General features: G+C 65.2%; 34 protein-coding genes and 1 pseudogene. 3 read left to right on the forward strand and 32 right to left on the reverse strand.

Translation table 11 applies throughout. The annotated features are described in order from the left end of the window. Positions 1-87 precede the first annotated feature (87 nt). Positions 88-1,302, reverse strand: coding sequence for a DUF932 domain-containing protein (locus L8H00_RS15760; RefSeq protein ID WP_242098262.1), 1,215 nt, complete (start codon positions 1,300-1,302; stop codon positions 88-90). A gap of 259 nt (positions 1,303-1,561) precedes the next feature. Between L8H00_RS15760 and L8H00_RS15765 the strand changes: the two genes are divergently transcribed. From L8H00_RS15765 to L8H00_RS15775, 3 genes are all read left to right on the forward strand, one after another. Continuing rightward, positions 1,562-2,170, forward strand: a complete 609-nt coding sequence (locus tag L8H00_RS15765; RefSeq protein ID WP_242098263.1) for an SOS response-associated peptidase — start codon at positions 1,562-1,564, stop codon at positions 2,168-2,170. A gap of 131 nt (positions 2,171-2,301) precedes the next feature. Then, positions 2,302-2,487, forward strand: a complete 186-nt coding sequence (locus tag L8H00_RS19010; protein WP_347340746.1) for a hypothetical protein — start codon at positions 2,302-2,304, stop codon at positions 2,485-2,487. A 176-nt stretch (positions 2,488-2,663) separates the two neighbouring features. Then, complete coding sequence (locus L8H00_RS15775; RefSeq protein WP_242098323.1) at positions 2,664-2,906, forward strand: AlpA family phage regulatory protein; 243 nt, start codon at positions 2,664-2,666, stop codon at positions 2,904-2,906. On the opposite strand, the pseudogene L8H00_RS15780 reads toward L8H00_RS15775, so the two are convergent. The 31 genes and pseudogenes from L8H00_RS15780 to rpsJ all read right to left on the reverse strand — a co-directional run bounded on the left by L8H00_RS15780 (position 2,884) and on the right by rpsJ (position 23,686). After that, positions 2,884-4,140: pseudogene (locus tag L8H00_RS15780) on the reverse strand (tyrosine-type recombinase/integrase). The gene L8H00_RS15775 and the pseudogene L8H00_RS15780 overlap by 23 nt on opposite strands. A gap of 315 nt (positions 4,141-4,455) precedes the next feature. Then, positions 4,456-6,012 carry a glutamine-hydrolyzing GMP synthase gene (gene guaA, locus L8H00_RS15785; protein ID WP_242098265.1) on the reverse strand — a complete coding sequence of 519 codons (1,557 nt, stop codon included), beginning with the start codon at positions 6,010-6,012 and terminating at the stop codon, positions 4,456-4,458. 91 nt (positions 6,013-6,103) lie between these two features. After that, the gene (rplQ, locus tag L8H00_RS15790) at positions 6,104-6,526 is read right to left on the reverse strand and encodes a 50S ribosomal protein L17 (protein WP_242098266.1); all 423 of its coding nucleotides are present in this window, start codon (positions 6,524-6,526) and stop codon (positions 6,104-6,106) included. Positions 6,527-6,733: 207 nt separating this feature from the next. Beyond that, positions 6,734-7,801 (reverse strand): DNA-directed RNA polymerase subunit alpha, encoded by a 1,068-nt coding sequence (locus tag L8H00_RS15795; protein ID WP_242098267.1) that lies wholly within the window; start codon positions 7,799-7,801, stop codon positions 6,734-6,736. Between the two features lie 85 nt (positions 7,802-7,886). Beyond that, positions 7,887-8,276 (reverse strand): 30S ribosomal protein S11, encoded by a 390-nt coding sequence (gene rpsK, locus L8H00_RS15800; RefSeq protein WP_242098268.1) that lies wholly within the window; start codon positions 8,274-8,276, stop codon positions 7,887-7,889. Between the two features lie 107 nt (positions 8,277-8,383). Then, entirely contained in the window at positions 8,384-8,752 is a 369-nt protein-coding gene (gene rpsM / locus L8H00_RS15805; protein ID WP_242098269.1) for a 30S ribosomal protein S13, read from the reverse strand. 201 nt (positions 8,753-8,953) lie between these two features. Next, positions 8,954-10,294 carry a HAMP domain-containing sensor histidine kinase gene (locus L8H00_RS15810; protein ID WP_242098270.1) on the reverse strand — a complete coding sequence of 447 codons (1,341 nt, stop codon included), beginning with the start codon at positions 10,292-10,294 and terminating at the stop codon, positions 8,954-8,956. Continuing rightward, the gene (locus L8H00_RS15815) at positions 10,291-10,983 is read right to left on the reverse strand and encodes a response regulator transcription factor (protein WP_242098271.1); all 693 of its coding nucleotides are present in this window, start codon (positions 10,981-10,983) and stop codon (positions 10,291-10,293) included. The genes L8H00_RS15810 and L8H00_RS15815 overlap by 4 nt, the downstream gene beginning before the upstream one ends. Before the next feature lie 282 nt (positions 10,984-11,265). After that, positions 11,266-11,913, reverse strand: coding sequence for an adenylate kinase (locus L8H00_RS15820; protein ID WP_242098272.1), 648 nt, complete (start codon positions 11,911-11,913; stop codon positions 11,266-11,268). A gap of 31 nt (positions 11,914-11,944) precedes the next feature. Beyond that, positions 11,945-13,309, reverse strand: a complete 1,365-nt coding sequence (secY, locus tag L8H00_RS15825) for a preprotein translocase subunit SecY (protein WP_242098273.1) — start codon at positions 13,307-13,309, stop codon at positions 11,945-11,947. Between the two features lie 126 nt (positions 13,310-13,435). Continuing rightward, positions 13,436-13,978, reverse strand: a complete 543-nt coding sequence (rplO, locus tag L8H00_RS15830) for a 50S ribosomal protein L15 (protein WP_242098274.1) — start codon at positions 13,976-13,978, stop codon at positions 13,436-13,438. A 94-nt stretch (positions 13,979-14,072) separates the two neighbouring features. Next, positions 14,073-14,249, reverse strand: coding sequence for a 50S ribosomal protein L30 (gene rpmD, locus L8H00_RS15835; protein WP_242098275.1), 177 nt, complete (start codon positions 14,247-14,249; stop codon positions 14,073-14,075). A 5-nt stretch (positions 14,250-14,254) separates the two neighbouring features. Beyond that, positions 14,255-15,064: a 30S ribosomal protein S5 gene (gene rpsE / locus L8H00_RS15840; protein ID WP_242098276.1), complete on the reverse strand. Its 810-nt coding sequence runs from the start codon at positions 15,062-15,064 to the stop codon at positions 14,255-14,257. Positions 15,065-15,066: 2 nt separating this feature from the next. After that, positions 15,067-15,423 (reverse strand): 50S ribosomal protein L18, encoded by a 357-nt coding sequence (gene rplR / locus L8H00_RS15845; RefSeq protein WP_242098277.1) that lies wholly within the window; start codon positions 15,421-15,423, stop codon positions 15,067-15,069. Continuing rightward, the gene (gene rplF / locus L8H00_RS15850) at positions 15,423-15,956 is read right to left on the reverse strand and encodes a 50S ribosomal protein L6 (protein WP_242098278.1); all 534 of its coding nucleotides are present in this window, start codon (positions 15,954-15,956) and stop codon (positions 15,423-15,425) included. The genes rplR and rplF overlap by 1 nt, the downstream gene beginning before the upstream one ends. Next, entirely contained in the window at positions 15,956-16,351 is a 396-nt protein-coding gene (gene rpsH / locus L8H00_RS15855; RefSeq protein ID WP_242098279.1) for a 30S ribosomal protein S8, read from the reverse strand. The genes rplF and rpsH overlap by 1 nt, the downstream gene beginning before the upstream one ends. Positions 16,352-16,360: 9 nt before the next feature. Continuing rightward, the gene (rpsN, locus tag L8H00_RS15860; protein WP_242098280.1) at positions 16,361-16,666 is read right to left on the reverse strand and encodes a 30S ribosomal protein S14; all 306 of its coding nucleotides are present in this window, start codon (positions 16,664-16,666) and stop codon (positions 16,361-16,363) included. 64 nt (positions 16,667-16,730) lie between these two features. Beyond that, positions 16,731-17,312 carry a 50S ribosomal protein L5 gene (rplE, locus tag L8H00_RS15865; protein WP_242098281.1) on the reverse strand — a complete coding sequence of 194 codons (582 nt, stop codon included), beginning with the start codon at positions 17,310-17,312 and terminating at the stop codon, positions 16,731-16,733. Then, the gene (gene rplX / locus L8H00_RS15870; RefSeq protein WP_242098282.1) at positions 17,305-17,622 is read right to left on the reverse strand and encodes a 50S ribosomal protein L24; all 318 of its coding nucleotides are present in this window, start codon (positions 17,620-17,622) and stop codon (positions 17,305-17,307) included. The genes rplE and rplX overlap by 8 nt, the downstream gene beginning before the upstream one ends. After that, entirely contained in the window at positions 17,622-17,990 is a 369-nt protein-coding gene (rplN, locus tag L8H00_RS15875) for a 50S ribosomal protein L14 (protein WP_242098283.1), read from the reverse strand. The genes rplX and rplN overlap by 1 nt, the downstream gene beginning before the upstream one ends. Positions 17,991-18,154: 164 nt before the next feature. Then, positions 18,155-18,427, reverse strand: a complete 273-nt coding sequence (gene rpsQ / locus L8H00_RS15880) for a 30S ribosomal protein S17 (protein WP_242098284.1) — start codon at positions 18,425-18,427, stop codon at positions 18,155-18,157. 11 nt (positions 18,428-18,438) lie between these two features. Next, the gene (gene rpmC / locus L8H00_RS15885; protein ID WP_276589085.1) at positions 18,439-18,645 is read right to left on the reverse strand and encodes a 50S ribosomal protein L29; all 207 of its coding nucleotides are present in this window, start codon (positions 18,643-18,645) and stop codon (positions 18,439-18,441) included. Positions 18,646-18,649: 4 nt separating this feature from the next. Then, a complete protein-coding gene (rplP, locus tag L8H00_RS15890; RefSeq protein ID WP_242098285.1) occupies positions 18,650-19,084 on the reverse strand; it encodes a 50S ribosomal protein L16 in 435 nt (144 codons plus the stop codon). 28 nt (positions 19,085-19,112) lie between these two features. Beyond that, on the reverse strand, positions 19,113-19,820 hold the full coding sequence (gene rpsC / locus L8H00_RS15895; RefSeq protein ID WP_242098286.1) for a 30S ribosomal protein S3: 708 nt from the start codon (positions 19,818-19,820) through the stop codon (positions 19,113-19,115). Beyond that, the gene (gene rplV, locus L8H00_RS15900) at positions 19,820-20,200 is read right to left on the reverse strand and encodes a 50S ribosomal protein L22 (RefSeq protein WP_242098287.1); all 381 of its coding nucleotides are present in this window, start codon (positions 20,198-20,200) and stop codon (positions 19,820-19,822) included. The genes rpsC and rplV overlap by 1 nt, the downstream gene beginning before the upstream one ends. Beyond that, on the reverse strand, positions 20,200-20,475 hold the full coding sequence (rpsS, locus tag L8H00_RS15905) for a 30S ribosomal protein S19 (RefSeq protein WP_242098288.1): 276 nt from the start codon (positions 20,473-20,475) through the stop codon (positions 20,200-20,202). Before rpsS ends, rplV begins: the two co-directional genes overlap by 1 nt. Before the next feature lie 4 nt (positions 20,476-20,479). Beyond that, a complete protein-coding gene (gene rplB / locus L8H00_RS15910) occupies positions 20,480-21,316 on the reverse strand; it encodes a 50S ribosomal protein L2 (RefSeq protein ID WP_242098289.1) in 837 nt (278 codons plus the stop codon). A gap of 5 nt (positions 21,317-21,321) precedes the next feature. Continuing rightward, on the reverse strand, positions 21,322-21,633 hold the full coding sequence (locus tag L8H00_RS15915) for a 50S ribosomal protein L23 (protein WP_242098290.1): 312 nt from the start codon (positions 21,631-21,633) through the stop codon (positions 21,322-21,324). Then, entirely contained in the window at positions 21,626-22,252 is a 627-nt protein-coding gene (gene rplD / locus L8H00_RS15920; RefSeq protein WP_242098291.1) for a 50S ribosomal protein L4, read from the reverse strand. The genes L8H00_RS15915 and rplD overlap by 8 nt, the downstream gene beginning before the upstream one ends. A gap of 5 nt (positions 22,253-22,257) precedes the next feature. Further along, on the reverse strand, positions 22,258-23,121 hold the full coding sequence (gene rplC / locus L8H00_RS15925; protein WP_242098292.1) for a 50S ribosomal protein L3: 864 nt from the start codon (positions 23,119-23,121) through the stop codon (positions 22,258-22,260). 256 nt (positions 23,122-23,377) lie between these two features. Then, complete coding sequence (rpsJ, locus tag L8H00_RS15930; RefSeq protein WP_007406109.1) at positions 23,378-23,686, reverse strand: 30S ribosomal protein S10; 309 nt, start codon at positions 23,684-23,686, stop codon at positions 23,378-23,380. Positions 23,687-23,693 lie beyond the last annotated feature (7 nt).

Raw genomic sequence — 23,693 nt, forward strand, 5'->3', positions numbered from 1 at the left:
GGAAGCGGCGAGCCGGAGAGCCGACGATGCGGGGAAGCGTAGAACCTCGGATACGGAAAGCCGCCGAAGCAGACTTCCAGACCCGGCCTATCCGACGCTGGCGAGAAGCTTGGCGGCCTTGCCCTCCAGCTCCAGCCGCGCATCCTGGTGCGGCTTGTCGCGGGCGAGCGCGGTGATCCCCTGAACGAAGTCGAAGATCGATTCCGGCGGCCGGCCCTCCTCCTCCAGCACGGTGGCGATGATCTTCTCGGTCTCGGGACGCGAGAAGCCACGCTTGCGCAGGAACGTCTCGCGATCCTCGTCCTTGCGCGCGACGATCGCCTCGCGCGCTGCGCGGATGCCGGCCATGAACGGCGCCGGCGACGATGTGGCGAACCGCTCCAGCGCGGGTGCCGCCTGATGCGCGAAGCGGTGGCCGGCAAACTTCGAATGCCGGATGCTGATCTCCTCGAAGCCTTCCGCACCCCAGATGTTGCGGTTCATGCAGACCGCACGGAGATAGAAGCTGGCCATGCCGAGCGTCTTCGAGCCAACCTCGCTGTTCCAGCAGTAGAAGCCGCGGAAGTAGAGATCGGGTTCGCCGTTCGGCAGGCGGCCGGCCTCGATCGGGTGCGCATCGTCGACGAGGAACAGGAAGACGTCGCGGTCCGAGGCGTAGAGCGTCGTGGTGTCCTTGGTCACTTCGACGAAGGGGTTGTGGGTCATGGTCGACCAGTCGAGCAGGCCCGGCACCTTCCAGCGCGTGTCGCCGGTGCCGTCGCCGGCGATGCGCATCACCGCCTCGACCAACTCGTGATCCCAAATGCGGCCGTAATCCGGGCCAGTGACGGCACGGAGCTCGATGCGGCCATCGTCCGCTTCCAGCGTCTTCACCAACTCAGCGCGGTGCGAGAGCAACCCGTGCTGCAGGTTGATGCCGGCGAGCGGCGCCGGGAGCTGGCGCATGTAGCTGGCAGGCGCGCCGACGAGACTGCACAGCTGGCCGTAGGACCAGTGGGTCGGCGCCACGGGCGTGTCCTGGCCCGGTACGATCAGGGCAAGGCGCTCGGCATCGTCGCGGCTCGCCTCGACGCGAAGCGCCTTGGTCTCGACGGTACGTGCGGTCGCCCGCTCGGCCCGGGCTCGCACCGCGGCGTGCAGCGCGCCGAGAGACAGGTAGCGCTCGTCGTCGGGGCGGCTGAACCACTCGGACGAGACGCGGCCGATCCGCTCGCCGCGGCTGATGTCAACTTTGTAGGCGCCGGTGGACGGCAAAGCCGGGCGAGCCGAATCGGTGCGGCGGGAAGGAAAGGTCTGAAGCATGGGAGGTCTCCGCGCGGGCCGGCCGGGAGCCTCTCTCTCGACCCTCAACCCGTCACGGCGACAGCCGCAGCCCTCTTCCTCTCTTCGGCCTCCCCCCACCGAAAGGGCCCAGCACGATACCGTCGCCGCTGCGCGCGCGTTGCGCGCGCCCCCCCCGGACGGGCCGGCCGGCCGAGACGAGGCTCGGCCGAGGAAAGGCTTTTCCCTGCACGTTCCGGTCCGCCTGAACTACCCTGTCCCGCAGAAGCGGAACTCGGGCTTGGCGGAACAGTGGATGTGCAACGACTACGAACAGCACGTGAAGTGGCGCGAGTATCAAGACATGATGCAGGCGCTCGCCCTGGGCACACCTACAGACCAGTCCGAGCGCGACCTTCCGCAAGCCGACGACATAAGGATCAACGACATCGGACCGGTCATGCGCGCGGCCGGGAACGGCATCGAGCTGGCACCCATGCGGTTCGGTTTTCCGCCATCGGGTCCGAAGGGCGGTCCGGTCTTCAACTTCCGGTCGGAAGGGCGGCGGTTCGACAAGAGCCACCGCTGCCTGATCCCTGCATCGGCTTTCTTCGAGTTCACCGGCTCGAAATATCCGAAGGCGAAGCATCGATTCACGCTGACCGACGCACCGTTCATGGCCATCGCGGGGCTGTGCCGCGAACGCGACGGGACCGAGCCTGCCGCTTTCACGATGCTGACGACGGCCCCTGGGCCTGACGTGGCGCCGTATCACAACCGTCAGATCGTGGTGCTCCGGCCTGAGGATTGGTCCACATGGATCGACCTCAGCCGCCCCGAATCAGAGCTGCTGCGCCCGCTTCCTGCCGGCGCGTTGAGCGTCGAGACGGTTCGGGCGGGCGCGACTTGACGGAGTATCCGCGCACGCCTGATGGGCGCTACTTCGTCGTCCGGGGGCGCCTCTGGAGGACCAGCAATCCCCACCTTTCGGCAAGCGAGCGGGAACGGCTCGTCCGCGAGCTGATGGCAGCACGGCGAGCCGTGCGTGACACCGCCGGCAGGCCTGCCGAAACCGCATCGGCGCGGACAGCCGTCGATGCAGCGAAGGTCGCGCTGGGCGAGCGAGGCCCCGTGTGGTGGGACGACGGCGCGCCCGATTACAACCGGCACATGGCAAGAACGACGCCTTATGCGGATTGGGCTGCGGCGCTGGACCCGACGGACTAGGGCCGCCCTTTTGCACGCTAGCGTTTCCCGCTGCACTTCTACGATCACCTTGGCCTTCCCGGGACCAACGAGCTGCCGTTTGGTGGCGATAGCTCACGACGGAGGCTGAGATGATTGATCTACATAGCTTGCCTGTTGCGGCAGTGCCGGCGAAACCGGGCGCATCGGCCAGCTACATGAAGCGGACCGTACGGCGGCCAGAACTTCGCCGCATCGTTCCGCTGGCCGACACGACGATCTACGAGATGGAGCAGCGAGGCGAGTTTCCCCGCAGATTTTACCTGACACCCCGCTGCGCTGCGTGGGACCTCGATGAGGTGGAGGCCTGGCTCGAGGCGCGTCGGCGGGCCTCGGAAGTGCCGACCAGGCCAGACGTGAAGCTGCGTCGTTCCAGACCTATGCGGACGTCTCAGGGTTGAGCAGCTCCAGCGACGGCGGATAGAGCTTGGGCGTGTACGTCCGTCCCTCCACCCACGCGTCGACGATGTTGGCCCACTCCTGAAGCATGTGCCGTCGCTGCGGCTCATACTCGGCCTTGTTGTAGACGCCGCGGGAGGATCTAGAGTCTTCGTGCGCGAGCGCCTTCTCGATCCAATCGCGGTTGAATCCGAGCTCGTTGAGCAGCGTCGATCCCGTCCGTCACAGATCATGGACCGTGAACGGCGCCAACGCCTGCCCGTTCGTCTTTGCCGCATCGACAACGGAGTAGGTGACCCGGTTGAAGGTCGCGCGGGACATGGGAGCGTCCGCATCGTAGCGGGACGGCAGCAGGTAGCTCGAATTGCCGGCACAGGTCTTGAGCGCGATCATGATGTCGAGCGCCTGCTGGGACAGGTAGACGTTGTGGGCCTTCGAGCGCTTCATCCGCTCCTTCGGAATCGTCCAGACCGCTCGCTCGAAGTCAATCTCGTCCCAGGTGGCATTCTGAAGCTCGCTCTTGCGAACCATCGTTAGCAGGAACAGCTTCAATCCCATGCGGATGGTGGGCAGCGTGGCGACTTTCTCGATCTGGGTCAGCAGGACGCAAATCTCCGCCGGCGACAGTGCCCGGTCCTTCGGCTCGAACGTGGCGATCGAGGCCGGACCGACCTCGTCGGCCGGATTGGGCACCTTCTCGCCATGCAGGATCGCAAAGCCGAAGATCTGTTTGACGATGTCGCGCACGTGGATCGCGGTCGCCGGTGCGCCTCGTTCTTTCACCTTGCCGCAGAGCTGACGAAGGTCGTCGGGCGAAATCTCCGATAGCCGCCGGTTCTTCCAAGCCGGCTCGATATCACGGTCGAAGATCGCCCTGCGCATGGACCGGGTGCTGTCGGCCATGCGTGCTTCCTTGAAGTAGCGAGCACCGACCTCGCCGAAACTGTGTTCTCCCGATACGCGCCGCTTCTCTCGCTGCTTTTCCAGCGCAGGCGACTTCCCCTCGGCGACGAGCTTGCGGGCTATCATGCAGCGTTCCCGCGCCTCGGCAAGAGACAGCCCACCCGGACCATATTTGCCGAAGGTCAGCGTCTCGCGCCGTCCGTGCAGCCGGTAGTCATAGCGGAAGGCAATCTGGCCTGTCGGCGAAACCGCCGCGTACATACCGTCACGGTCAGCGACCTTGTACGTTTTTTCCAGTGGTTTCAGCCGCTTGAGAGCGAGGTCGGTGAGCATGGATCGAGGCTCCTGACGGTAAAGCTAGGGCTCCGTCGATCTAAGCTTACCGTCAGAAATTATACCGTCAATCTGTCCATTTTTGCTAGTAACAACAGTAGGATACGGGCGGATAGGAAATCCGTTTGACAATCGGTTTTGATGCCGTGGCATTTGAGCCTGATGAGCCACAAAAAAAATACCGTCGGCTATACCGTCAGGTGGCATCGCTTACCCGCAATTGCCAGCGATAGGTGGCGACGTCTAGGTTATTGATTTATAACCGGATATGGGTCATAAACCGACTGTCGGCGATAGCTGCCGAACGACCCAGAATCATTCCCACTCGATCGTGCCGGGCGGCTTGGACGTATAGTCGTACGTCACCCGGTTGATGCCCTTCACCTCGTTGATGATCCGCGTCGTCACGCGCGGCAGGAAGTCGCCGGGGAAGGCGAAGGCCTCGGCCGTCATGCCGTCGGTAGACGTCACCGCGCGCAAGGCGAGCACGGAATCATAGGTTCGGGCATCGCCCATCACGCCGACGGTACGCACCGGCAGCAGCACCGCGAAGGCCTGCCAGATCGCATCGTAGAGGCCCGCGGCGCGGATTTCCTCCAGATAGATCGCATCAGCCTTGCGCAGGATGTCGCAGCGTTCCTTGGTCACCTCGCCCGGAATGCGGATCGCGAGTCCCGGCCCCGGGAAGGGATGGCGGCCGACGAAAACCTCGGGCAGGCCGAGTTCGCGGCCGAGCAGGCGGACCTCATCCTTGAACAATTCGCGCAGCGGCTCGACCAGCGCCATGTCCATCCGCTCGGGCAGGCCGCCGACATTGTGGTGGCTCTTGATCGTGACCGATGGGCCGCCGGTGAAGCTGACGCTTTCGATCACGTCCGGATAAAGCGTGCCCTGCGCCAGGAACTTGGCGCCGCCGATCTTCTTGGCCTCCGCCTCGAACACATCGATGAAGGTCTTGCCGATGAACTTGCGCTTGGCTTCGGGATCGGTGACGCCGGCGAGCCCAGCCAGGAACGTATCCTCGACGTTCACATGCACCAGCGGGATGTTGTAGGCGCCGCGGAACAGGCTCACCACCTGATCCGCCTCGCCGGCGCGCAACAGGCCGTGGTCGACGAAGACGCAGGTGAGCTGTTCGCCGATCGCTTCGTGGATCAGCACTGCGGCCACCGCCGAATCGACGCCGCCCGAAAGCCCGCAGATCACCTTGCCGTCGCCCACCTGCGCGCGGATCTCCGCGATCTTGGCGTCGCGGAATTCGGCCATCGTCCAGTCGCCGGTCAGCCCGCAGACATGGCGCGCGAAATTGGCGATCAGGCGGCCGCCATCGGGGGTGTGGACCACCTCGGGGTGGAACTGCACGCCGTAGAAGCGCCGCGCCTCGTCCGCCACGATCGCATAGGGCGCGCCCGCCGAAGTCGCGACGGGCGTGAAGCCGGGCGGAATGGCGTCGACCTTGTCGCCATGGCTCATCCACACCTGGTGGCGCTCGCCCTTGGCCCATAGCCCCTCGAACAGCGCGCAATCCTCCGCGATATCGATGAACGCGCTGCCGAATTCGCCACCGTCGCCCGAGACGATCACGTTGCCGCCAAGCTGCGCCGACATGAGCTGCTGCCCATAGCAGATGCCGAGGATCGGCACGCCCGCTTCGAAGAGACGCTGCGGCGCGCGCGGCGACGTCGCCTCCGTGACGGAGGCAGGGCCGCCCGACAGGATGATGCCCTTGGGCGCCAGGCGATCGAACGCCTCGTCGGCGGACTGGAAGGGAGCGATCTCGCTATAGACGCCCGCCTCGCGGACGCGGCGCGCGATCAGCTGGGTCACCTGGCTGCCGAAATCGACGATGAGGATGGTTTCGCTATGGTCCATCCGCGCCGCATAGCAGACCGGGCCCACAACGAAAGAGGCCGCGCCTCCGGGTGGAAGCGCGGCCTCTGTTCACCACTTGGGGGCTGCGGGTTTACGCGGCCTCGTCATACTGGTCGTCGTCCATCACCGGGCCGGAATCCTGGCCCTTGGCGGACATGTCGCGATCGACGAACTCGATCACCGCCATGGGCGACGCGTCCGATGCGCGAATGCCCGCCTTGATGATGCGCGTATAGCCGCCGTTGCGGCCGGCATAACGCTCGGCCAGCACGTCGAACAGCTTCACGAGCTGCGCGTCGTCGAGCAGCCGGGCATGCGCCAGACGGCGGTTCGACAGGCCGCCCTTCTTGGCGAGCGTGACGAGCTTCTCGATATACGGGCGAAGCTCCTTCGCCTTGGCGACGGTCGTCGTGATCTGCTCGTGCTTGATAAGCGCGGCGCTCATGTTGCGGAAGAGCGCGATGCGGTGGGCCGAGGTCCGCTGAAGCTTACGGCCGCCTACGCGGTGACGCATGGTCTGTCCTTCGTTCGTCAGGGGGCCGTCTCACGGAACCCCAAGCCGGGTGGCGACGCGGGCCACCCCATCTTATCGTCATCCCGGCCGGAACCGGGACCCATCTCGTGCGGCCGGACCGCGGCGAAGCCGCGGCGTCGATCGGGCTGAACGCCCGCCGGCCGGGCTTTCGTCGTCTCGGAGCCAGCATCGCTGGCTCCGTGCGGCTCAGCCCATGATTTCCTGTTCCAGCTTCTTGGCCATTTCCTCGATGTTCTCGGGCGGCCAGCCGGGGATTTCCATCCCCAGCCGAAGCCCCATCGACGACAGCACTTCCTTGATCTCGTTCAGCGACTTGCGACCGAAATTGGGAGTGCGCAGCATCTCGGCCTCGGTCTTGCCGACCAGATCGCCGATATAGATGATGTTGTCGTTCTTGAGGCAATTCGCCGATCGCACCGACAGTTCGAGCTCGTCCACCTTCTTGAGAAGGTAGCGGTTGATCTGCTGGGTGTCGCCCGTGACTTCGCCGGTCTGCGCAGGCGCCGCCTGCCCGATCGGTGCCGCGGTGCGCGCGACGCTCGAATCGTCGAAATGCACGAACAGCGCGAGCTGGTCCTGAAGGATGCGACCGGCATAACCGACGGCATCCTCGGGCGTGATCGTGCCGTCGGTCTCGATGCTCAGCGTCAGCTTGTCGTAATCGAGCTCCTGCCCGACGCGCGTGTTCTCGACCTTGTACGACACCTGCCGAACCGGCGAGTAGAGCGCATCAACCGGGATCAGGCCGATCGGCGCATCCGCCGGACGGTTGGCGACCGCCGCGACATAGCCCTTACCGACATCGGCGGTCAGCTCCATGTTGAGCGTCGCACCCTCGTCGAGGTGGCAGAGCACCAGCTTGGGGTTCATCACCTCGATGTCCCCCGACACCGCGATGTCGCCCGCCGTCACCGTAGTGGGGCCGGTGGCCGAAAGCTGGAGGCGCTTGGGCCCCTCGCCCTGCATGCGCAGCGCGATCTGCTTCACGTTCAGGACGATATCCGTCACGTCCTCGCGGACGCCGGCCAGTGACGAGAATTCGTGCAGCACGTTCTCGATGCGGATCGAAGTGACGGCGGCACCCTGAAGCGACGACAGCAATACGCGGCGAAGCGCATTGCCGAGCGTCAGGCCGAAGCCACGCTCGAGCGGCTCCGCGACGAACGTCGCCTTGCGCTTCGCGTCGCCGCCGGACTTGCGTTCCAGGCCGCTCGGCTTCTTCAGTTCCTGCCAGTTCTTTGCGTTGACAGACACATGCTTCCCCTAGGTTGGGGGCCGACGCGACGCGCCGACCACGAAGGAACGGCCCGCGACGACTCGATGGCGCGCGGGCGAAAAATCAGACGCGACGGCGCTTGGAGGGGCGAACGCCGTTGTGCGGGATCGACGTGACGTCGCGGATCGAAGTGATCTGGAAGCCGACCGCCTGAAGCGCGCGGAGCGCCGATTCGCGGCCCGAACCGGGGCCCTTCACTTCGACTTCGAGCGTGCGGACGCCGTGCTCGGCAGCCTTCTTGCCCGCGTCCTCGGCTGCGACCTGCGCCGCATAGGGGGTCGACTTGCGCGAACCCTTGAAGCCCATGGCACCCGCCGACGACCAGGAAATCGCGTTCCCCTGCGCATCGGTGATGGTGATCATGGTGTTGTTGAAGCTGGCGTTGACGTGGGCGACGCCCGACGTGATATTCTTGCGTTCGCGCCGACGAATGCGCTGCGGTGCTTGTGCCATTGATCTGAGATCCTGAACTTGGGTCGTGGTACGGAAACCGGGAGGCGATCAGCCTCGAACCTGTCTCCGACGGAGAAGAAGTAGAAATCGTCCCCCGGACGGTTTCGTTACTTCTTCTTCCCCGCGATCGGCTTCGCCTTGCCCTTGCGGGTGCGTGCGTTGGTGTGCGTACGCTGGCCGCGAACCGGCAGGCCACGACGATGGCGCAGGCCACGATAGCAAGCGAGATCCATCAGGCGCTTGATGTTCATCGCGGTCATGCGACGGAGATCACCCTCGACGGTGTGATCGGCATCGATCGTCTCGCGGATCTGCAGCACTTCCTGATCGGTCAGGTCCTGGACGCGCGCGGTTTCGGCGATGCCCAGCTTGGCGGTGATTTCCTTGGCCTTGGTCGAACCGATGCCGTGGATATAGGTCAGCGCGATCACCACGCGCTTGTTGGTGGGCAGATTGACGCCCGCGATACGTGCCATGGAATTTCTTCTCCTGCTCCACGGGGTACGGCATGGCTGCCACGTTCCCCATCTCGACGCGTTGACCCGACACCAAGGTTTCCCAAACGCACGAAGCGCGACGAACGCAAACGAGCGCCGCCGGAAACCGGAGTATCGGAGGGATGTGCAGTTAGGGTCGCGCAAACGCCGTGTCAAGCGACGGGTTCCACAACCGAACCGTCATTCCGGCAGGACGATCCGCGCGACCAGACCCGGCCGATTGTCCGCCAGTTCGAAGCCACCGCCATGCAATCGCGCGACGGCTTCGATCAACGCCATGCCCAGGCCCGCGCCCGGAGTCGATCGCGCGCTGTCGAGCCGGACGAAGCGCTTCAACGCGCGCGCACGATCCGCCGCGGCGATGCCGGGCCCGCGATCCTCGACCTGGATCGCGATGCCCCGCGCGATCCGTACGATGCGGAGCGTCACCTGCCCGCCCGCGGACGCGTGCTTCAGCGCGTTGTCGACCAGGTTCGTGATCGCCTGGCTCAGCAACTCCCGATGAAGCGGCAGCGGCGCGGGGCGATCGTCGATCGCGGTCACGAAATCGAACCCCGCCTCTTCGGCCACCGGCTCGTAGAGTTCGGCGATCTCCTCCACCAGATCGGCAGGCGCGACCATCGTGAAGCGGTTGCGCGACGCCGACTCGGACCGGCTGATCTCGATCACCATCGTCAGCATTCGCATGACGAGGTCGGTCTCGACCAGCAGTCCGCCGAGCGCCGCCTCGCGCAAGGCCGGATCGGAAATCAGCACCGCCTGTTCGGTCTTGGTGCGCAGCCGCGCGAGCGGCGATCGCAGATCGTGTGCCAGGCTGTCGGTCACCACGCGCAATTCAGCCATCACGCCTTCCAGCTTGCCCAGCATCGCGTTCAACCGCACCGACAGTCGATCGAAGGCGTCGCCCCGGCCGCCGACGGTCGCCACGCGGCGCGACAGATCGCCCTCGCGCACCGCCTCCACCACTGCGGCGATCCGGTCGAGCCGCCCCGCCACGTAACGCGCCATCACGAGCCCCGCGATCACCCCGAAGGCCAGCGACAACAGCACCGCCAGCGCCAGCGCCCGCTCGATCGCCTGCTGCTCCGCCGCCACCAGATCGAGGCTGCGCCCGGTCAGCAGCCAGCGTTCGCCGATCGGATAAAGCGTATAGCCGACATCGGTCGTCCGCGGCGTGCCGTCGATATCCGCCACGCGGAACGCAGTCGGCACCCAAGGCACGCTGATGACGTCAGGAGCGAAGCCGGCGACGCGGCGACCGTCGCGATCGATCACCGCCAGCAGCAGCGTATGGTCGCCCGGCGCGCGCGCCTTCTTGATCGCATTGGTGACGGCCGCGAGGCCGCCCGCGGCGAACACCGCGCGCATCGCATCGGATTGCTCGGTCGTCTCGCGGCGGACCGTGTCGATCGCCACGTCATGCGTCTGGCGCCAGACGAATCCCATGACGACCAGATTCGACAGCAAGGCGAGCGCGAACCCGAGCAGCGCGATCCGCGCCGTGACCGACAGGCCAATCACCCCTCGGGCGAGAGCCGGTAACCCGCACCGCGCACCGTGTGCAGGATCGGCGTCGGAAAGCCTTCTTCCAGCTTGCGCCGCAGCCGGCCGATATGCACGTCGACCACGTTAGAGCCCGGATCGAAGTGATAGTTCCAGATTTTTTCGAGCATCATCGTCCGCGTGACGACCTGGCCCGCATGGCGTGCGAGAAATTCGAGCAGGTTGAATTCGCGTGCGCCCAGCGGGATGGTGCGGCCAGCGCGAACGACGCTGCGCGCGAGCAGGTCGATCTCCAGATCCCCCACGGACAGCCGGGTTTTCTGCGGCTCGGCGGCGGAGCGATCGGAGCGGCGCACCAGCGCCTCGATCCGGGCCGACAGTTCGGCAAAGGAGAAGGGCTTGCAGAGATAATCGTCGGCGCCCGCCTTCAACCCGTCGACCCGGTCGTCGACGCTGGCGAGCGCGGACAGGATCAAGGTCGGCGTCGGAATGCCCGCCGCGCGGATCGCGCTGACCATCGAGAGCCCGTCTAAGCCTGGCAGCATGCGGTCGGCGATCACGAGATCGAAGATGCCCTCGCTCGCGAGGAACAGGCCGTCGCGCCCATCACGACAGCTCTCGACCGAATAACCCGCCTCGCTGAGCCCCTTGGTCAGATAGGCCGAGGTCGACACATCGTCCTCGACGATCAGGATCTTGCGGGTCACCTTGGCCTTCCCTCCATGCGTTCGTCGGCATCAGACACGAAAAGGCCGGCGGAAAGCAACCTTTCCGCCGGCCCCAACGGCACCCCCGGGAGTGTCGGGCACCGAACTCGTGGATCGTCGACACGGGTTTCTCGCGCAGCGCGCCTGCGCGCCAAACGCCCGTATCAAGGTCGCTGGCGCGCTATGTCATGACTTTCCGTCGGCTCCGGTGAACCGGAGATGACATCATCGTCATTTTACATTTCGGACGATCCGCCCGGATTAAAGCGGCATTCCAGCGGCCTATGCGCCCAGGATCGACTCGATTGCCGCCGTGACATGCGCGATATCGGCCATGCCGTCGACGCGGTGGACAAGGCTGCGTGCCTCGTAGATCGGCAGGATCGGCTGGGTCTTCGCGCGATATTCGGCCATGCGCGTGCGCACCGTTTCAGCATTATCATCGGGCCGGCGCTTGAATTCAGTGGAGGCGCACACGTCGCACACGCCGGCGACGGCGGGCTGTTTGAAGACGTCGTGATAGCCTTCGCCGCAATGCGCACAGGTGTAGCGGCCGACGATCCGCTCGATCAGCGCCGCTTCGTCCACCTCCAGCTCGATGACGTGATCGAGCGTCCGGCCGCGATCCGCCAGCAGGCCATCGAGCGCGTCGGCCTGGACGGCGGTGCGCGGATAGCCGTCGAAGATCACGCCGGTGCCGACGTCTTCCTGATCGAGCCGTTCGCCGATGATCCCGGAAACGATTGCGTCGGAGACGAGTTCGCCCGCCTCCATCACTGCCTTGGCCTGCAAGCCCACCGGCGTGCCTGCCTTGACCGCCGCGCGCAACATGTCGCCCGTGGAAAGCTGGACCATGCCGCGTTCGGCGACGAGCCGGCTCGCCTGCGTGCCCTTGCCCGCCCCCGGCGGCCCCAGAAGTATGATATTCACGCGCACGCTCTCCCTCGTCCGTGCCGGACCATCAGCGCAGACGACCGCCCTTGAGCTTCGCCTTCTTGATGAGGTCGCCATATTGATGGGCGAGCAGGTGGCTCTGTATTTGGGTCACCGTATCCATCGTCACGTTCACCACGATCAGCAGGCTGGTGCCGCCGAGATAGAACGGGATCTGCAACGCCGACACCAGATATTCGGGCAGCAGGCAGATGATGAGCAGATAGCCCGCGCCGATCACCGTGATCCGCGTCAGCACGTAATCGAAATAATTCTCCGTGTTCTTGCCCGGACGGATGCCGGGGATGAACCCGCCATAGCGCTTTAGATTGTCCGCGGTTTCCTCGGGATTGAACACCACGGCGGTGTAGAAGAACGAGAAGAACACGATGCCCGCGCCGTACAGCAGCATATAGAGCGGCGCGCCGTGCTGGAGATACTGGTTCAGCGTGATGATGATATCGCCCCAGCGGCTCGTGCCCGCGACCCGGCTGCCCGCGAACTGCGAGATGGTGAGCGGCATCAGCAGCAGCGACGAGGCGAAGATCGGCGGGATTACGCCCGCGGTGTTGATCTTCAGCGGCAAATGGCTGCGATCGGCTTGCATGCCGCGCTGCGTCTGGCGCTTGGGATATTGGATCAGGATGCGACGCTGCGCGCGCTCCATGAAGCAGATGAAGAGGACGAGTAGCACCACCGCGACGATGATGCCGATCAGCCGCACCGGATCGACCGAGCCCGAACGCCCGCCCTCCAGCAGGTTGAACAATGTCGTAGGCAGGTTCGCGACGATGCCCGCCATGATGATGAGCGACACGCCGTTGCCGATCCCGCGGCTGGTGATCTGCTCGCCCAGCCACATCAGGAACATCGTGCCGCCGATCAAGCTGACAACGGCGGCGACGCGGAACAACAGGCCGGGATCGACTACCGCCTGGATGCCCTGGTTCGCCCCCAGCGTCTCGAGGCCGACGGCAATGAAATAGCCCTGGATCGCGGTCAGCAGCACGGTGCCATAACGCGTATATTGGTTGAGCTTCTTGCGCCCCGATTCCCCCTCCTTCTTGATCGCGGCGAGCTGCGGCGACAGCGAGGTCGCGAGCTGCACCACGATCGAAGCGGTGATATAGGGCATCACGCCGAGCGCGATCAGGCTCATGCGCTTCAGCGAACCGCCCGAAAAGGTATTGAAGAAATCGAGGACGCCGCCGTTCGTCTTCTGGCTCAGCAAGCCCAGCGCGGTCGGGTCGACACCCGGAAGCGGCACATAGCTCAGCATGCGGAACACGATGAGCGCACCGATGGTGAACCACAGCCGCTTCTTGAGGTCGGTTGCCTTCGCGAACTTCGAAAGGCTGACGCTTTGCGCCATCTGGTCGGCTGCGGATGCCATGCGTGTCGGTGTCCTGGAAACAAAAACGGCGGGATGCGCTTCAACCGCCCCCGCCGCTCATATAGTCATGCCGTCGGGCTTGTCTAATGCCGCGGCTCGCCGGCCCGCAAAAGCGGGCCGAACCGGTCAGGCCTTGAACGAGGCCTTGTGCGCGGCGCGCTCCTTGTACTTCACGCCCTTCTTGGCGGCGGCCTTCTCGGCGGCGGGCACGACATGGATCACGTCGACCGAACCACCGGCTTTTTCGACCGCCTCGATTGCGCCCTTCGACGCACCGGCGACGGTGAAGCTGAACTTGGCGGTCAGCTCGCCCTTGCCGAGCAGGCGCACGCCGTCCTTGCCGCCGCGTGCCAGGCCAGCGGCCTTCAGCGCGTCGTGATCGAGCGTGGCGCCGGCCTCGAGCTTGCCCGAGTCGACTGCCTTCTGGATCGCGCCCAGATTCACCTCGGCATAATCCTTGGCGAAGATGTTGTTGAAGCCACGCTTGGGCAGACGCATGTGGAGCGGCATCTGACCGCCCTCGAAGCCGGCGATGGACACGCCCTCGCGGCTCTTCTGGCCCTTCTGGCCGCGGCCGCCGGTCTTGCCCTTGCCCGAGCCGATGCCGCGCCCGACGCGCATCTTGGACTTGCGGGCACCCTGGTTGTCGCGAAGTTCGTTCAGTTTCATGATCTATGCACTCGCTTTCGCTTGTTACGCGCTGGATAAAAGAAGGGGGCCTATAGCCCCCTTCCCCGTGTTTGTCACCGGCATCGGCGAAGGCTCAGCCCTCGACCGACACCATATGCTGCACCTTGCGGATCATCCCGCGAACCTCGGGGCTGTCTTCCAGCTCCCGCGTCTTGTGCATCTTGTTGAGGCCGAGGCCGATCAGCGTCGCGCGCTGGTCGGCCTTGCGGCGGATGGGGGACCCGGTCTGGGTGATCTTGATCGTCGCCATGTCAGTTACTCCGCGATGGCCGCAGCATCCGCCTCGGCGGTCTGCGAACCACCGCGGCCGAGCAGGTCGGCGATCTTCTTGCCACGACGCTGCGCGACGGCCTTGGGCGATGTCTGGTCACCCAGCGCTTCGAACGTCGCACGAATCATGTTGTAGGGGTTCGACGTACCGACCGACTTGGTCACCACGTCCGCCACGCCCAGCGATTCGAACACGGCGCGCATCGGGCCGCCGGCGATGATGCCCGTGCCCTGCGGCGCTGAGCGAAGCGTCACGCGACCCGCGCCGAAATGGCCGTTGCCGTCGTGATGCAGCGTGCGGCCTTCCTTCAGCGGAACGCGAACCATCTTCTTCTTGGCGGCAGCCGTCGCCTTGGAAATGGCCTCGGGCACCTCGCGCGCCTTGCCATGACCGAAGCCGACCCGGCCCTTGCCGTCGCCCACGACGACCAGCGCCGCGAAGCCGAAGCGCTTACCGCCCTTCACCGTCTTGGAAACACGGTTGATGTGGACGAGCTTCTCGATCAGCTCTTCGCCGCCATCGTCCTGACCGGGGCCACCACGACCGCGATTGTCGCGACCGCCGCGACCGCCGTCACGGCCGCCACGGTTGCCGCCGGGGCCACCGCCACGATTGCCGCCGGGGCCGCCACGGCCACCGCCGCCGCCCGGACCGCCACGGCCGCGACCACCGCCGCCCTGGCCCTGATAGCCGCCACCGGCACCCGCGCCGGTGTTAGCGCCGGCATCGCCGGCGGAAGCCTCGACCGCGGCAGGATTGCCGGGCTGGGACTGGATATCGTTGGTATCGGCCATTCTTAGAACTCCAATCCGGCTTCGCGTGCAGCGTCAGCCAGAGCCTTCACGCGACCGTGGTAGAGAAAGCCACCGCGATCGAACACGACCTGGGTCACGCCCGCCGCCTTGGCCGCCTCGGCGACACGCTTGCCGACCTCGGTCGCGGCTGCGATGTTGGCGCCGGTCGTGCCGCGCACGTCCTTCTCCAGCGTCGAGGCCGAGGCCACGGTCGTGCCGGCGACGTCGTCGATCACCTGCGCGTAAATGTGCTTGCCCGAGCGATGCACCGACAAGCGCGGACGCGTACCGGCGCGCGCACGAAGCGCAGTGCGGTTGCGGCGACGCCGCTTGGCGAAAAGAGACAGTCCCTTGGTCATCACTTCTTCTTCCCTTCCTTGCGGAAGATGAACTCGCCGTCGTACTTGATGCCCTTGCCCTTGTAGGGCTCGGGCTTGCGCCAGCGACGGATCTCGGCGGCCAGCTGGCCAACCTTCTGCTTGTCCGAGCCGCTGATCTCGACGGTGGTGTTGTCCGGCGTCTTCACCTCGAGGCCTTCCGGCACGTCGATGTTGACGTCATGGCTGTAGCCGAGCTGCAGCTTCAGGTTGCGGCCCTGCGCGGCGGCACGATAGCCGACGCCGGTGATAAGCAGTTTCTTGGTGAAGCCGTCCGTCACGCCCGTCACCAGGTTCTGCACCAGCGTGCGCTGCATGCCCCAGAAGGCACGTGCCTGCTTGCCATCGTTGGCGGGCTGCACCGAAATGCCGCCATCCTCGATCGTGTAGGTGATCTCGTCGCGCATCGCGAGCTGAAGCGTGCCCTTGGGGCCCTTCACGCTCAGCGTGCCGTTGGCGATGTTCGCGGTGACGCCGGCCGGAACCGGCACCGCCTTCTTACCGATGCGGCTCATCAGAACACCTCCGCGAGAACTTCGCCGCCGACATTCTGCTCACGCGCTTCGGCATCCGAGAGCACGCCGCGGGGCGTCGAGACGATGGTGATGCCCAGGCCGTTCATGATGCGCGGCAGCTCCTGCGAGCCGCTGTACACCCGGCGACCGGGCTTGGAGACGCGCGCGACATGCTTGATCGCGGGCTGACCCTCGAAATATTTCAGCTCGATGCGGATGCCGGCCGCGGGGCCCATCTGCTCTTCGCTGTAACCACGGATATAGCCTTCGCGCTGCAGCACGTCGAGCACGCGGACGCGCAGCTTCGACGCGGGCGTCAGAACGCTGTCCTTCTTCGCGCGCTGGCCGTTGCGGATGCGGGTGAGCAGGTCACCCAGGGGATCGGTCACTGCCATGATGCTTCCTTACCAGCTCGACTTCGTGACGCCGGGGATCAGGCCCTTGTTGGCCAGATCGCGCAGCTGGATACGGCACAGCCGGAACTTGCGGTAATAGGCGCGCGGGCGCCCGGTCAGCTCGCAGCGGTTGCGGATCCGGGTGGGATTCGCGTTGCGCGGCAATTCCGCCATCTTGAGGCGCGCGATCAGGCGCTCGCCCTCGTCGAGCGTGGTGTCCGCCGCCATGGCCTTCAGCTTCGCGTATTTGGGCGCGTACTGCTTGACCATCGCCTTGCGGCGCTCGTTCTTGTTCACCGAACTCAGTTTCGCCATCGACTTAAGTTCTTTCTTTCCTATGGCCGCCACCCCGGCCGGAGGCCGTGGTGGCGGGGATTGTTCAGGCCGCCTTCTTTTCCTCGGCGCCCTCTTCGATCGGGAAGGGGAAGCCGAACAAACGGAGCAGCTCGCGCGCCTCGTCGTCCGTCTTCGCCGTCGTCGTCACGATCACGTCCATGCCGCGGACCTTGTCGATCCGGTCATAGTTGATCTCCGGGAACACGATCTGTTCCTTGAGGCCGCAGGCATAGTTGCCGCGACCGTCGAAGCTCTTGGGGTTCAGCCCGCGGAAATCGCGCACGCGGGGCAGTGCGATCGTGATGAAACGGTCGAGAAACTCGTACATCCGCTCGCGGCGAAGGGTGACCTTCACGCCGATCGGCATGCCCTCGCGCAGCTTGAACTGCGCGATCGACTTCTTGGCCTTCGTCACGACTGGCTTCTGCCCGGCGATCAGCTCCATCTCGGACGCCGCCTGGTCGACCTTCTTCTTGTCCTGGGTGGCTTCGCCGACGCCCATGTTCAAGACGATCTTGTCGAGGCGGGGAACCTCCATGACGTTCTTGTAGCCGAACTTCTCGGTCATCGCTTTGGCGATCGAGTCGTCGTACATCGCCTTCATGCGGGGCTTGTAATCAGCCATCGATCTTATCCCCCGTCTTGACGGCGACGCGAACCTTCTTGCCGTCCTGCGTTTCGAAGCGGACGCGCGTCGGCTTGCCGTCGGCGGTCACGTGCGCGACCTTCGAGATGTGAAGCGGCGCTTCCTTGCGGACCAGGCCACCCTCGGGGGCCCCTTGCGTCGGCTTGGTATGGCGAACGGCGATGTTGACGCCCTCGACCACGACCTTGCCGTCCTTGGGCATCGACACGGTCACGTTGCCGGTCTTGCCCTTGTCCTTGCCGGACAGGACGACGACACGGTCGCCCTTCTTGATACGAGCGGCGGCCATTACAGCACCTCCGGCGCGAGCGAGATGATCTTCATGTGCTTCTTGCCGCGCAGTTCGCGCACCACGGGTCCGAAGATACGGGTGCCGATCGGCTCCTCGTTCTTGTTGACCAGGACGGCGGCGTTGCCGTCGAAGCGAATGACCGAGCCATCGGCGCGGCGGATGTCCTTGGCGGTGCGGACGATGACGGCGCGATGCACGTCACCCTTCTTCACCTTGCCGCGGGGCTGCGCTTCCTTGATGCTGACGACAATAATGTCGCCAACGCTTGCCGTCCGGCGCTTGGAACCGCCAAGCACCTTGATGCACTGCACCCGCTTCGCGCCGCTATTGTCAGCGACGTCGAGATTGGATTGCATCTGGATCATCGATCCGTATCCCTTCTCTCATCTGGGGCCGATTTCTGACCGGCACCCGCCTCAAAAAATCACCCCGCCGCGGACAAACCGCAGCGGGGGGAGCGGCCCTTTAGCCACTCCGCGCAAGCGACGCAAGAGGGCGGGTGCGAACACCCTGCCCTCCCGATCCGGCTTCAGCCCTCGGCCGAAGCCCGTTCCGGCGTCGCGTGGGTGTTCACCCGCTCGATCACCTTCCACGTCTTCAGCTTGGAGATCGGCGCGGTCTCTTCGATCCGCACCGTTTCGCCCTGCTTGAATTCGTTGCCCTCGTCATGGGCATGATACTTCTTCGAACGGCGGATGATCTTGCCGTAAAGCGCATGGCGAACCTTGCGCTCGACGTTCACAACCACCGTCTTGTCGGTCTTGTCCGAGACGATCACCCCGGTCAGCACGCGCTTCGGCATGTCTCTCGTCCTTACTTGGCAGCGTCAGCGCTGGTGCGCTGAGCCTGCAATGTCTTGATGCGCGCGATGTCGCGGCGGACTTCACGAACGCGACTCGGCTTTTCGAGCTGGTTCGTGGCGGCCTGGAAGCGCAGGTTGAACTGCTCGCGCTTCAGCTGGCCAAGCGACTCCGACAGCTGGTCGTCGCTCTTCGTCTTCATGTCGTCGATACGAGCCATGATGTCACTCGCCTCCCAGATGCGAGGTGTCGCCGAGACGGGCGATCACCTTTACCTTGATCGGCAGCTTCATCGCCGCCCGCTCGAACGCCTCCGCCGCGATCTTGCCCTCGACGCCGTCGAGCTCGAACAGAATCCGGCCCGGCTTCACGCGTGCGGCCCAGAATTCCGGAGAACCCTTGCCCTTGCCCATGCGGACTTCGGCCGGCTTCGACGAGACCGGAACGTCCGGGAAGATCCGGATCCACAAACGCCCCTGGCGCTTGATGTGGCGCGTGATCGCGCGGCGGGCCGCCTCGATCTGACGTGCGGTGATCCGGTCCGGCTCCATCGCCTTCAGCCCGTAGGAGCCGAAGTTCAGGCTGGTGCCGCCCTTGGCGTCGCCGTGAATGCGTCCTTTGAACGCCTTACGGAACTTGGTCTTTTTCGGTTGTAGCATGTCTGTTCCTGCCCCTTAGCGGCGCCAGTTAGCGACGGTCGTCGCGCGGCGGACGCACGCCGGAGGTCTGTGCCTCCATCATGAGCCGGTCCTGCGACATCGGGTCATGGCCGAGGATCTCGCCCTTGAAGACCCAGACCTTGACGCCGCAAACCCCATAGGAGGTGTGCGCGGTGGCCTCGGCATAATCGATGTTCGCGCGCAACGTGTGCAGCGGCACCCGGCCCTCGCGATAGCTCTCGGAGCGGGCGATTTCCGCACCGCCGAGACGCCCCCCGCAAGCGACGCGGATGCCCTCGGCACCGAGGCGCAGCGCGGATTGGACCGCACGCTTCATCGCACGGCGGAACGCGATACGGCGCTCCAGCTGATCCGCGATGCCCTGCGCGACGAGCTTGGCGTCGACCTCGGGCTTGCGGATCTCGACGATGTTCAGCGACACGGTCGAAGCCGTCATCTTGCCGATCGTCGAGCGCAGCTTCTCGATGTCCGCACCCTTCTTGCCGATGATGACACCGGGGCGCGCGGCGAAGATCGAGATGCGCGCCAGCTTGGCCGGACGCTCGATCACCACCTTGGAGATCGCGGCCTGCGGCAGCGACTTCATGATGAACTGGCGGATCTTCAGATCCTCCAGCAGCAGGCGGCCATAATCGGCGCCCTCGGCGAACCAGCGGCTGTCCCAGGTGCGGTTGATCTGCAGCCGAAGCCCGATCGGATTGCTCTTCTGACCCATTACGCTTCCTCTTCCTGCTCGCGCACGACGATGCGGACGCGGCTGAACGGCTTCAGGATGCGCGTCGACTTGCCGCGGCCGCGGGTCGCGAAGCGCTTCATGACGATGCCCTTGCCTACCGAGGCCTCGGCGACGACGAGCGCGTCGACGTCGAGATTGTGGTTGTTCTCCGCGTTGGCGATCGCCGAGGCGAGCACCTTGCGCACGTCCACGGCCATGGCCTTGGTCGAGAACTGGAGAATGTTCAGCGCATCGCCGACCGGCTTGTTGCGGATCATTGCCGCGACCAGGTTCAGCTTCTGCGCCGAACCGCGGATCTGCGTGCCCACCGACAAGGCTTCCTTGTCGCCGACCTTGCGCGGGCTTGCTTGCTTGCTCATCAGCGCTTGCCCTTCTTGTCGGCGGCGTGGCCGGGGAAGTAGCGCGTGGGCGCGAACTCGCCGAGCTTCATTCCCACCATGTCCTCGTTGACCGAGACCGGCACGAACTTGCGACCGTTATAGACGTTGAACGTGAGCCCGACGAAGGTCGGCAGGATCGTCGAGCGGCGCGACCAGGTCTTGATCGGCGCGCGCGCGTTGGTGTCCTGCGCGGTTTCTGCCTTCTTGAGCAGGTGGAGGTCCACGAACGGACCCTTCCAGACGGAACGAGCCATTCGTTTAGCCCTTCTTCTTCGCGTGACGCGACCGGATGATCATCTTGTCGGTCGACTTGTTGTGACGGGTGCGCGCACCCTTCGTCGGCTTGCCCCACGGCGTGACCGGATGACGGCCGCCCGAGGTGCGGCCTTCACCACCGCCATGCGGATGGTCGACCGGGTTCTTGGCGACGCCGCGCGTCAGCGGACGGATGCCCATCCAGCGCGAACGTCCCGCCTTGCCGAGGTTCTGGTTCTGGTTGTCGGGGTTCGACACCGCGCCCACCGTCGCCATGCACTCGCTGTGGATGTAGCGCTGCTCGCCCGAGTTGAGGCGGACGATCACCATACCGCGATCGCGGCCCACGACCTGCACATAGGTGCCGGCCGAACGCGCGATCTGGCCACCCTTCATCGGCTTCATCTCCACATTGTGGACGATGGTGCCGACGGGCATCTGGCCCAGCTCCATGGCGTTGCCCGGCTTCACGTCGGTCTTCTTGCCGGCGATCACCTTGTCGCCGACGGCAAGCCGCTGCGGCGCGATGATATAGGCCTGCTCGCCATCGGTGTAGCTGACCAGCGCGATGAACGCGGTGCGGTTGGGATCATATTCCAGCCGCTCGACGGTGCCTTCGCTGTCCCACTTGCGACGTTTGAAGTCGATATAGCGGTAGCGCTGCTTGTGGCCGCCCGCGATGCCGCGGCTGGTCACATGGCCCTTGTTGTTGCGGCCGCCGGTCTTGCGCTTGCCTTCGGTCAGCGCCTTGACGGGCCTGCCCTTCCACAGCGACGACTTGTCGACGAGGATGAGGCCGCGGCGCGCCGGGCTGGTCGGATTGTAATGCTTGAGTGCCATGACCCTCAGATCCCCGTCGTAACGTCGATGGACTGGCCGTCCTTGAGCGTGACGATCGCCTTCTTCATGTCGGAGCGCGTGTAGTTCGCGCCCTTCCACTTCTTCGTCTTGCCCTTCTGGACGATCGTGTTCACGCCCGTCACGGTGACGTCGAAGAGAGCCTCGACGGCAGCCTTGATCTGCGGCTTGGTCGCGTCGTTGTGGACGCGGAACACGACGGCGTTGTGCTCGCTGAGCAGCGTCGCCTTCTCGGTGATGTGCGGTGCGACGATCACGTCATAGTGACGGACGTCGATCGCCTTTTGCGGCTTAGCCATGGAAGCGGGCCTCCAGCTTCTCGACCGCGGCGCGCGTCAGCACCAGCGTGTCATGCTTCAGAATGTCGTACACATTGGCACCGGCCGCCGGCATCACGTTGATCGTGTGCAGGTTGCCCGCGGCCAGCGCGAAGCTCGTTTCAACCATGTCGCCGTCGATGACGAGCGCGGTCTTGCCGAAGCCAAGCTGTGCCCAATCCGCCATCAGCGTCTTGGTCTTGTTCTCGGCGACGCCCAGGCTATCCATGACGACCAGCGTGCCGGCCTTCGCATGGCTGCTGAGCGCCATCTTCAGGCCGAGCGCACGGACCTTCTTGTTCAGCGACGGGTTGAAGTCGCGGACACGCGCGCCGTGCGCCTTACCACCGCCGATAAAGATCGGGGCGCGGCGATCGCCGTGACGGGCGGTACCGCCACCCTTCTGCCGACCGAAACGCTTGCCGGTCCGTGCGACGTCGGAACGCTCGCGCGTGCCGCGGGCCGTCTCGCGGCGCTTTTCGAGCTGCCAGGTGACGACGCGGTGCAGGATGTCGGCGCGCGGATCGAGGCCGAAGACCTCGTCGTTGAGCTCGATCTCGGTGCCGTTGCCGCCCGAGAAGGACTTGGATTGAATCTTCACGACGATCAGCCCTCCTGGCCGGTGGTGGGGCCGTTGTCGGCCGGGGGGATACTGCCCGGGTCGACCATGCCGGCGCCCGCAGCGTCGGCAGCGGCGACACCGGCCTCGACCTCTTCGGCGCTCGGCAGCGGCGCGAGCTCATGAACCGCGTCACCTTCGACAGCGGCGATCACATGCTCTTCATTGGCGTGGCGCGGATCGCGAAGGCCGGCGGGGAACGGCGCGTCGGCGTGACGCGCGACCTTCACCGCATCCTTGACGATCAGCCAACCGCCCTTGGAGCCGGGAACCGAGCCCTTGACGAACAACAGGCCGCGCTCGACGTCGGTCGAGACTATCTCGAGATTCTGCTGGGTACGGTTCTTGTCGCCCATATGACCGGCCATCTTCTTGTTCTTGAAGACCTTGCCGGGATCCTGGCGCTGACCGGTCGAACCGAGCGAACGGTGCGATACCGACACGCCGTGCGTCGCGCGCAGACCGCCGAAGCCCCAACGCTTCATGCCACCCTGGAAGCCCTTGCCCTGCGTCCGGCCCTGAATGTCGACGAGCTGACCGGCGACATAATGCGCCGCCGAAATCTCGGCACCGACCGCGAGCAGGCCGTCCGCGTCGACGCGGAATTCGGCCATGATCGCCTTGGGCTCGACTTCGGCCTTGCCGAAATGGCCGCGCTGCGGCTTCGATAGGTTCTTGGCTTTGGCGCTGCCTGCGCCAAGCTGAACGGCGGTATAGCCGTCACGATCTTCTTCGCGAACGGAAACGACCTGCACGCCATCGAGCTGCAGAACGGTGACCGGCACGTGCCGACCGTCGTCCTGGAACAGGCGGGTCATCCCCATCTTCTTCGCGATCACGCCGGTGCGCATGATCCACACTCCTCACAGAGGCACATCGCGGGATTGCGACATGCGTGCCGGGCGCCACCGGACCGATCCGATGATGCCCGTCCAGCCCGGAAATGCGAAGCGTGCCCCCGTCCCGGGCTGGTTGCCTCCAATTTCCCGGACACCGGGAAGTTCAGAAACATGACGGGAGACGCTGCCCCGGCGACGAGCGCCGGCGGTATCTCTAAAATGCCACAGCGCCGCGGGACCGGAGTCGACCGCAGCGCGTCACAGCCCTTTAGGCGAGCTTGATCTCGACGTCAACGCCCGCGGCGAGGTCGAGCTTCATGAGCGCGTCCACGGTCTGCGGGGTCGGCTGGACGATGTCGAGCATGCGCTTGTAGGTACGGACCTCGAACTGCTCGCGCGACTTCTTGTCGATGTGCGGGCCACGGTTGACCGTGAACTTCTCGATGCGCGTGGGCAGCGGGATCGGACCGCGGATAAGGGCACCCGTGCGACGGGCGGTGTCGGCGATGTCGCCGGTCGCCTGATCGAGCACGCGATGATCGAACGCCTTCAGACGAATGCGGATGTTGCTGTCCATGGATCCC

The sequence above is a fragment of the Sphingomonas sp. CROZ-RG-20F-R02-07 genome (genome assembly GCF_022662335.1).
In the GTDB taxonomy this organism is placed as follows: Bacteria; Pseudomonadota; Alphaproteobacteria; order Sphingomonadales; family Sphingomonadaceae; genus Sphingomonas.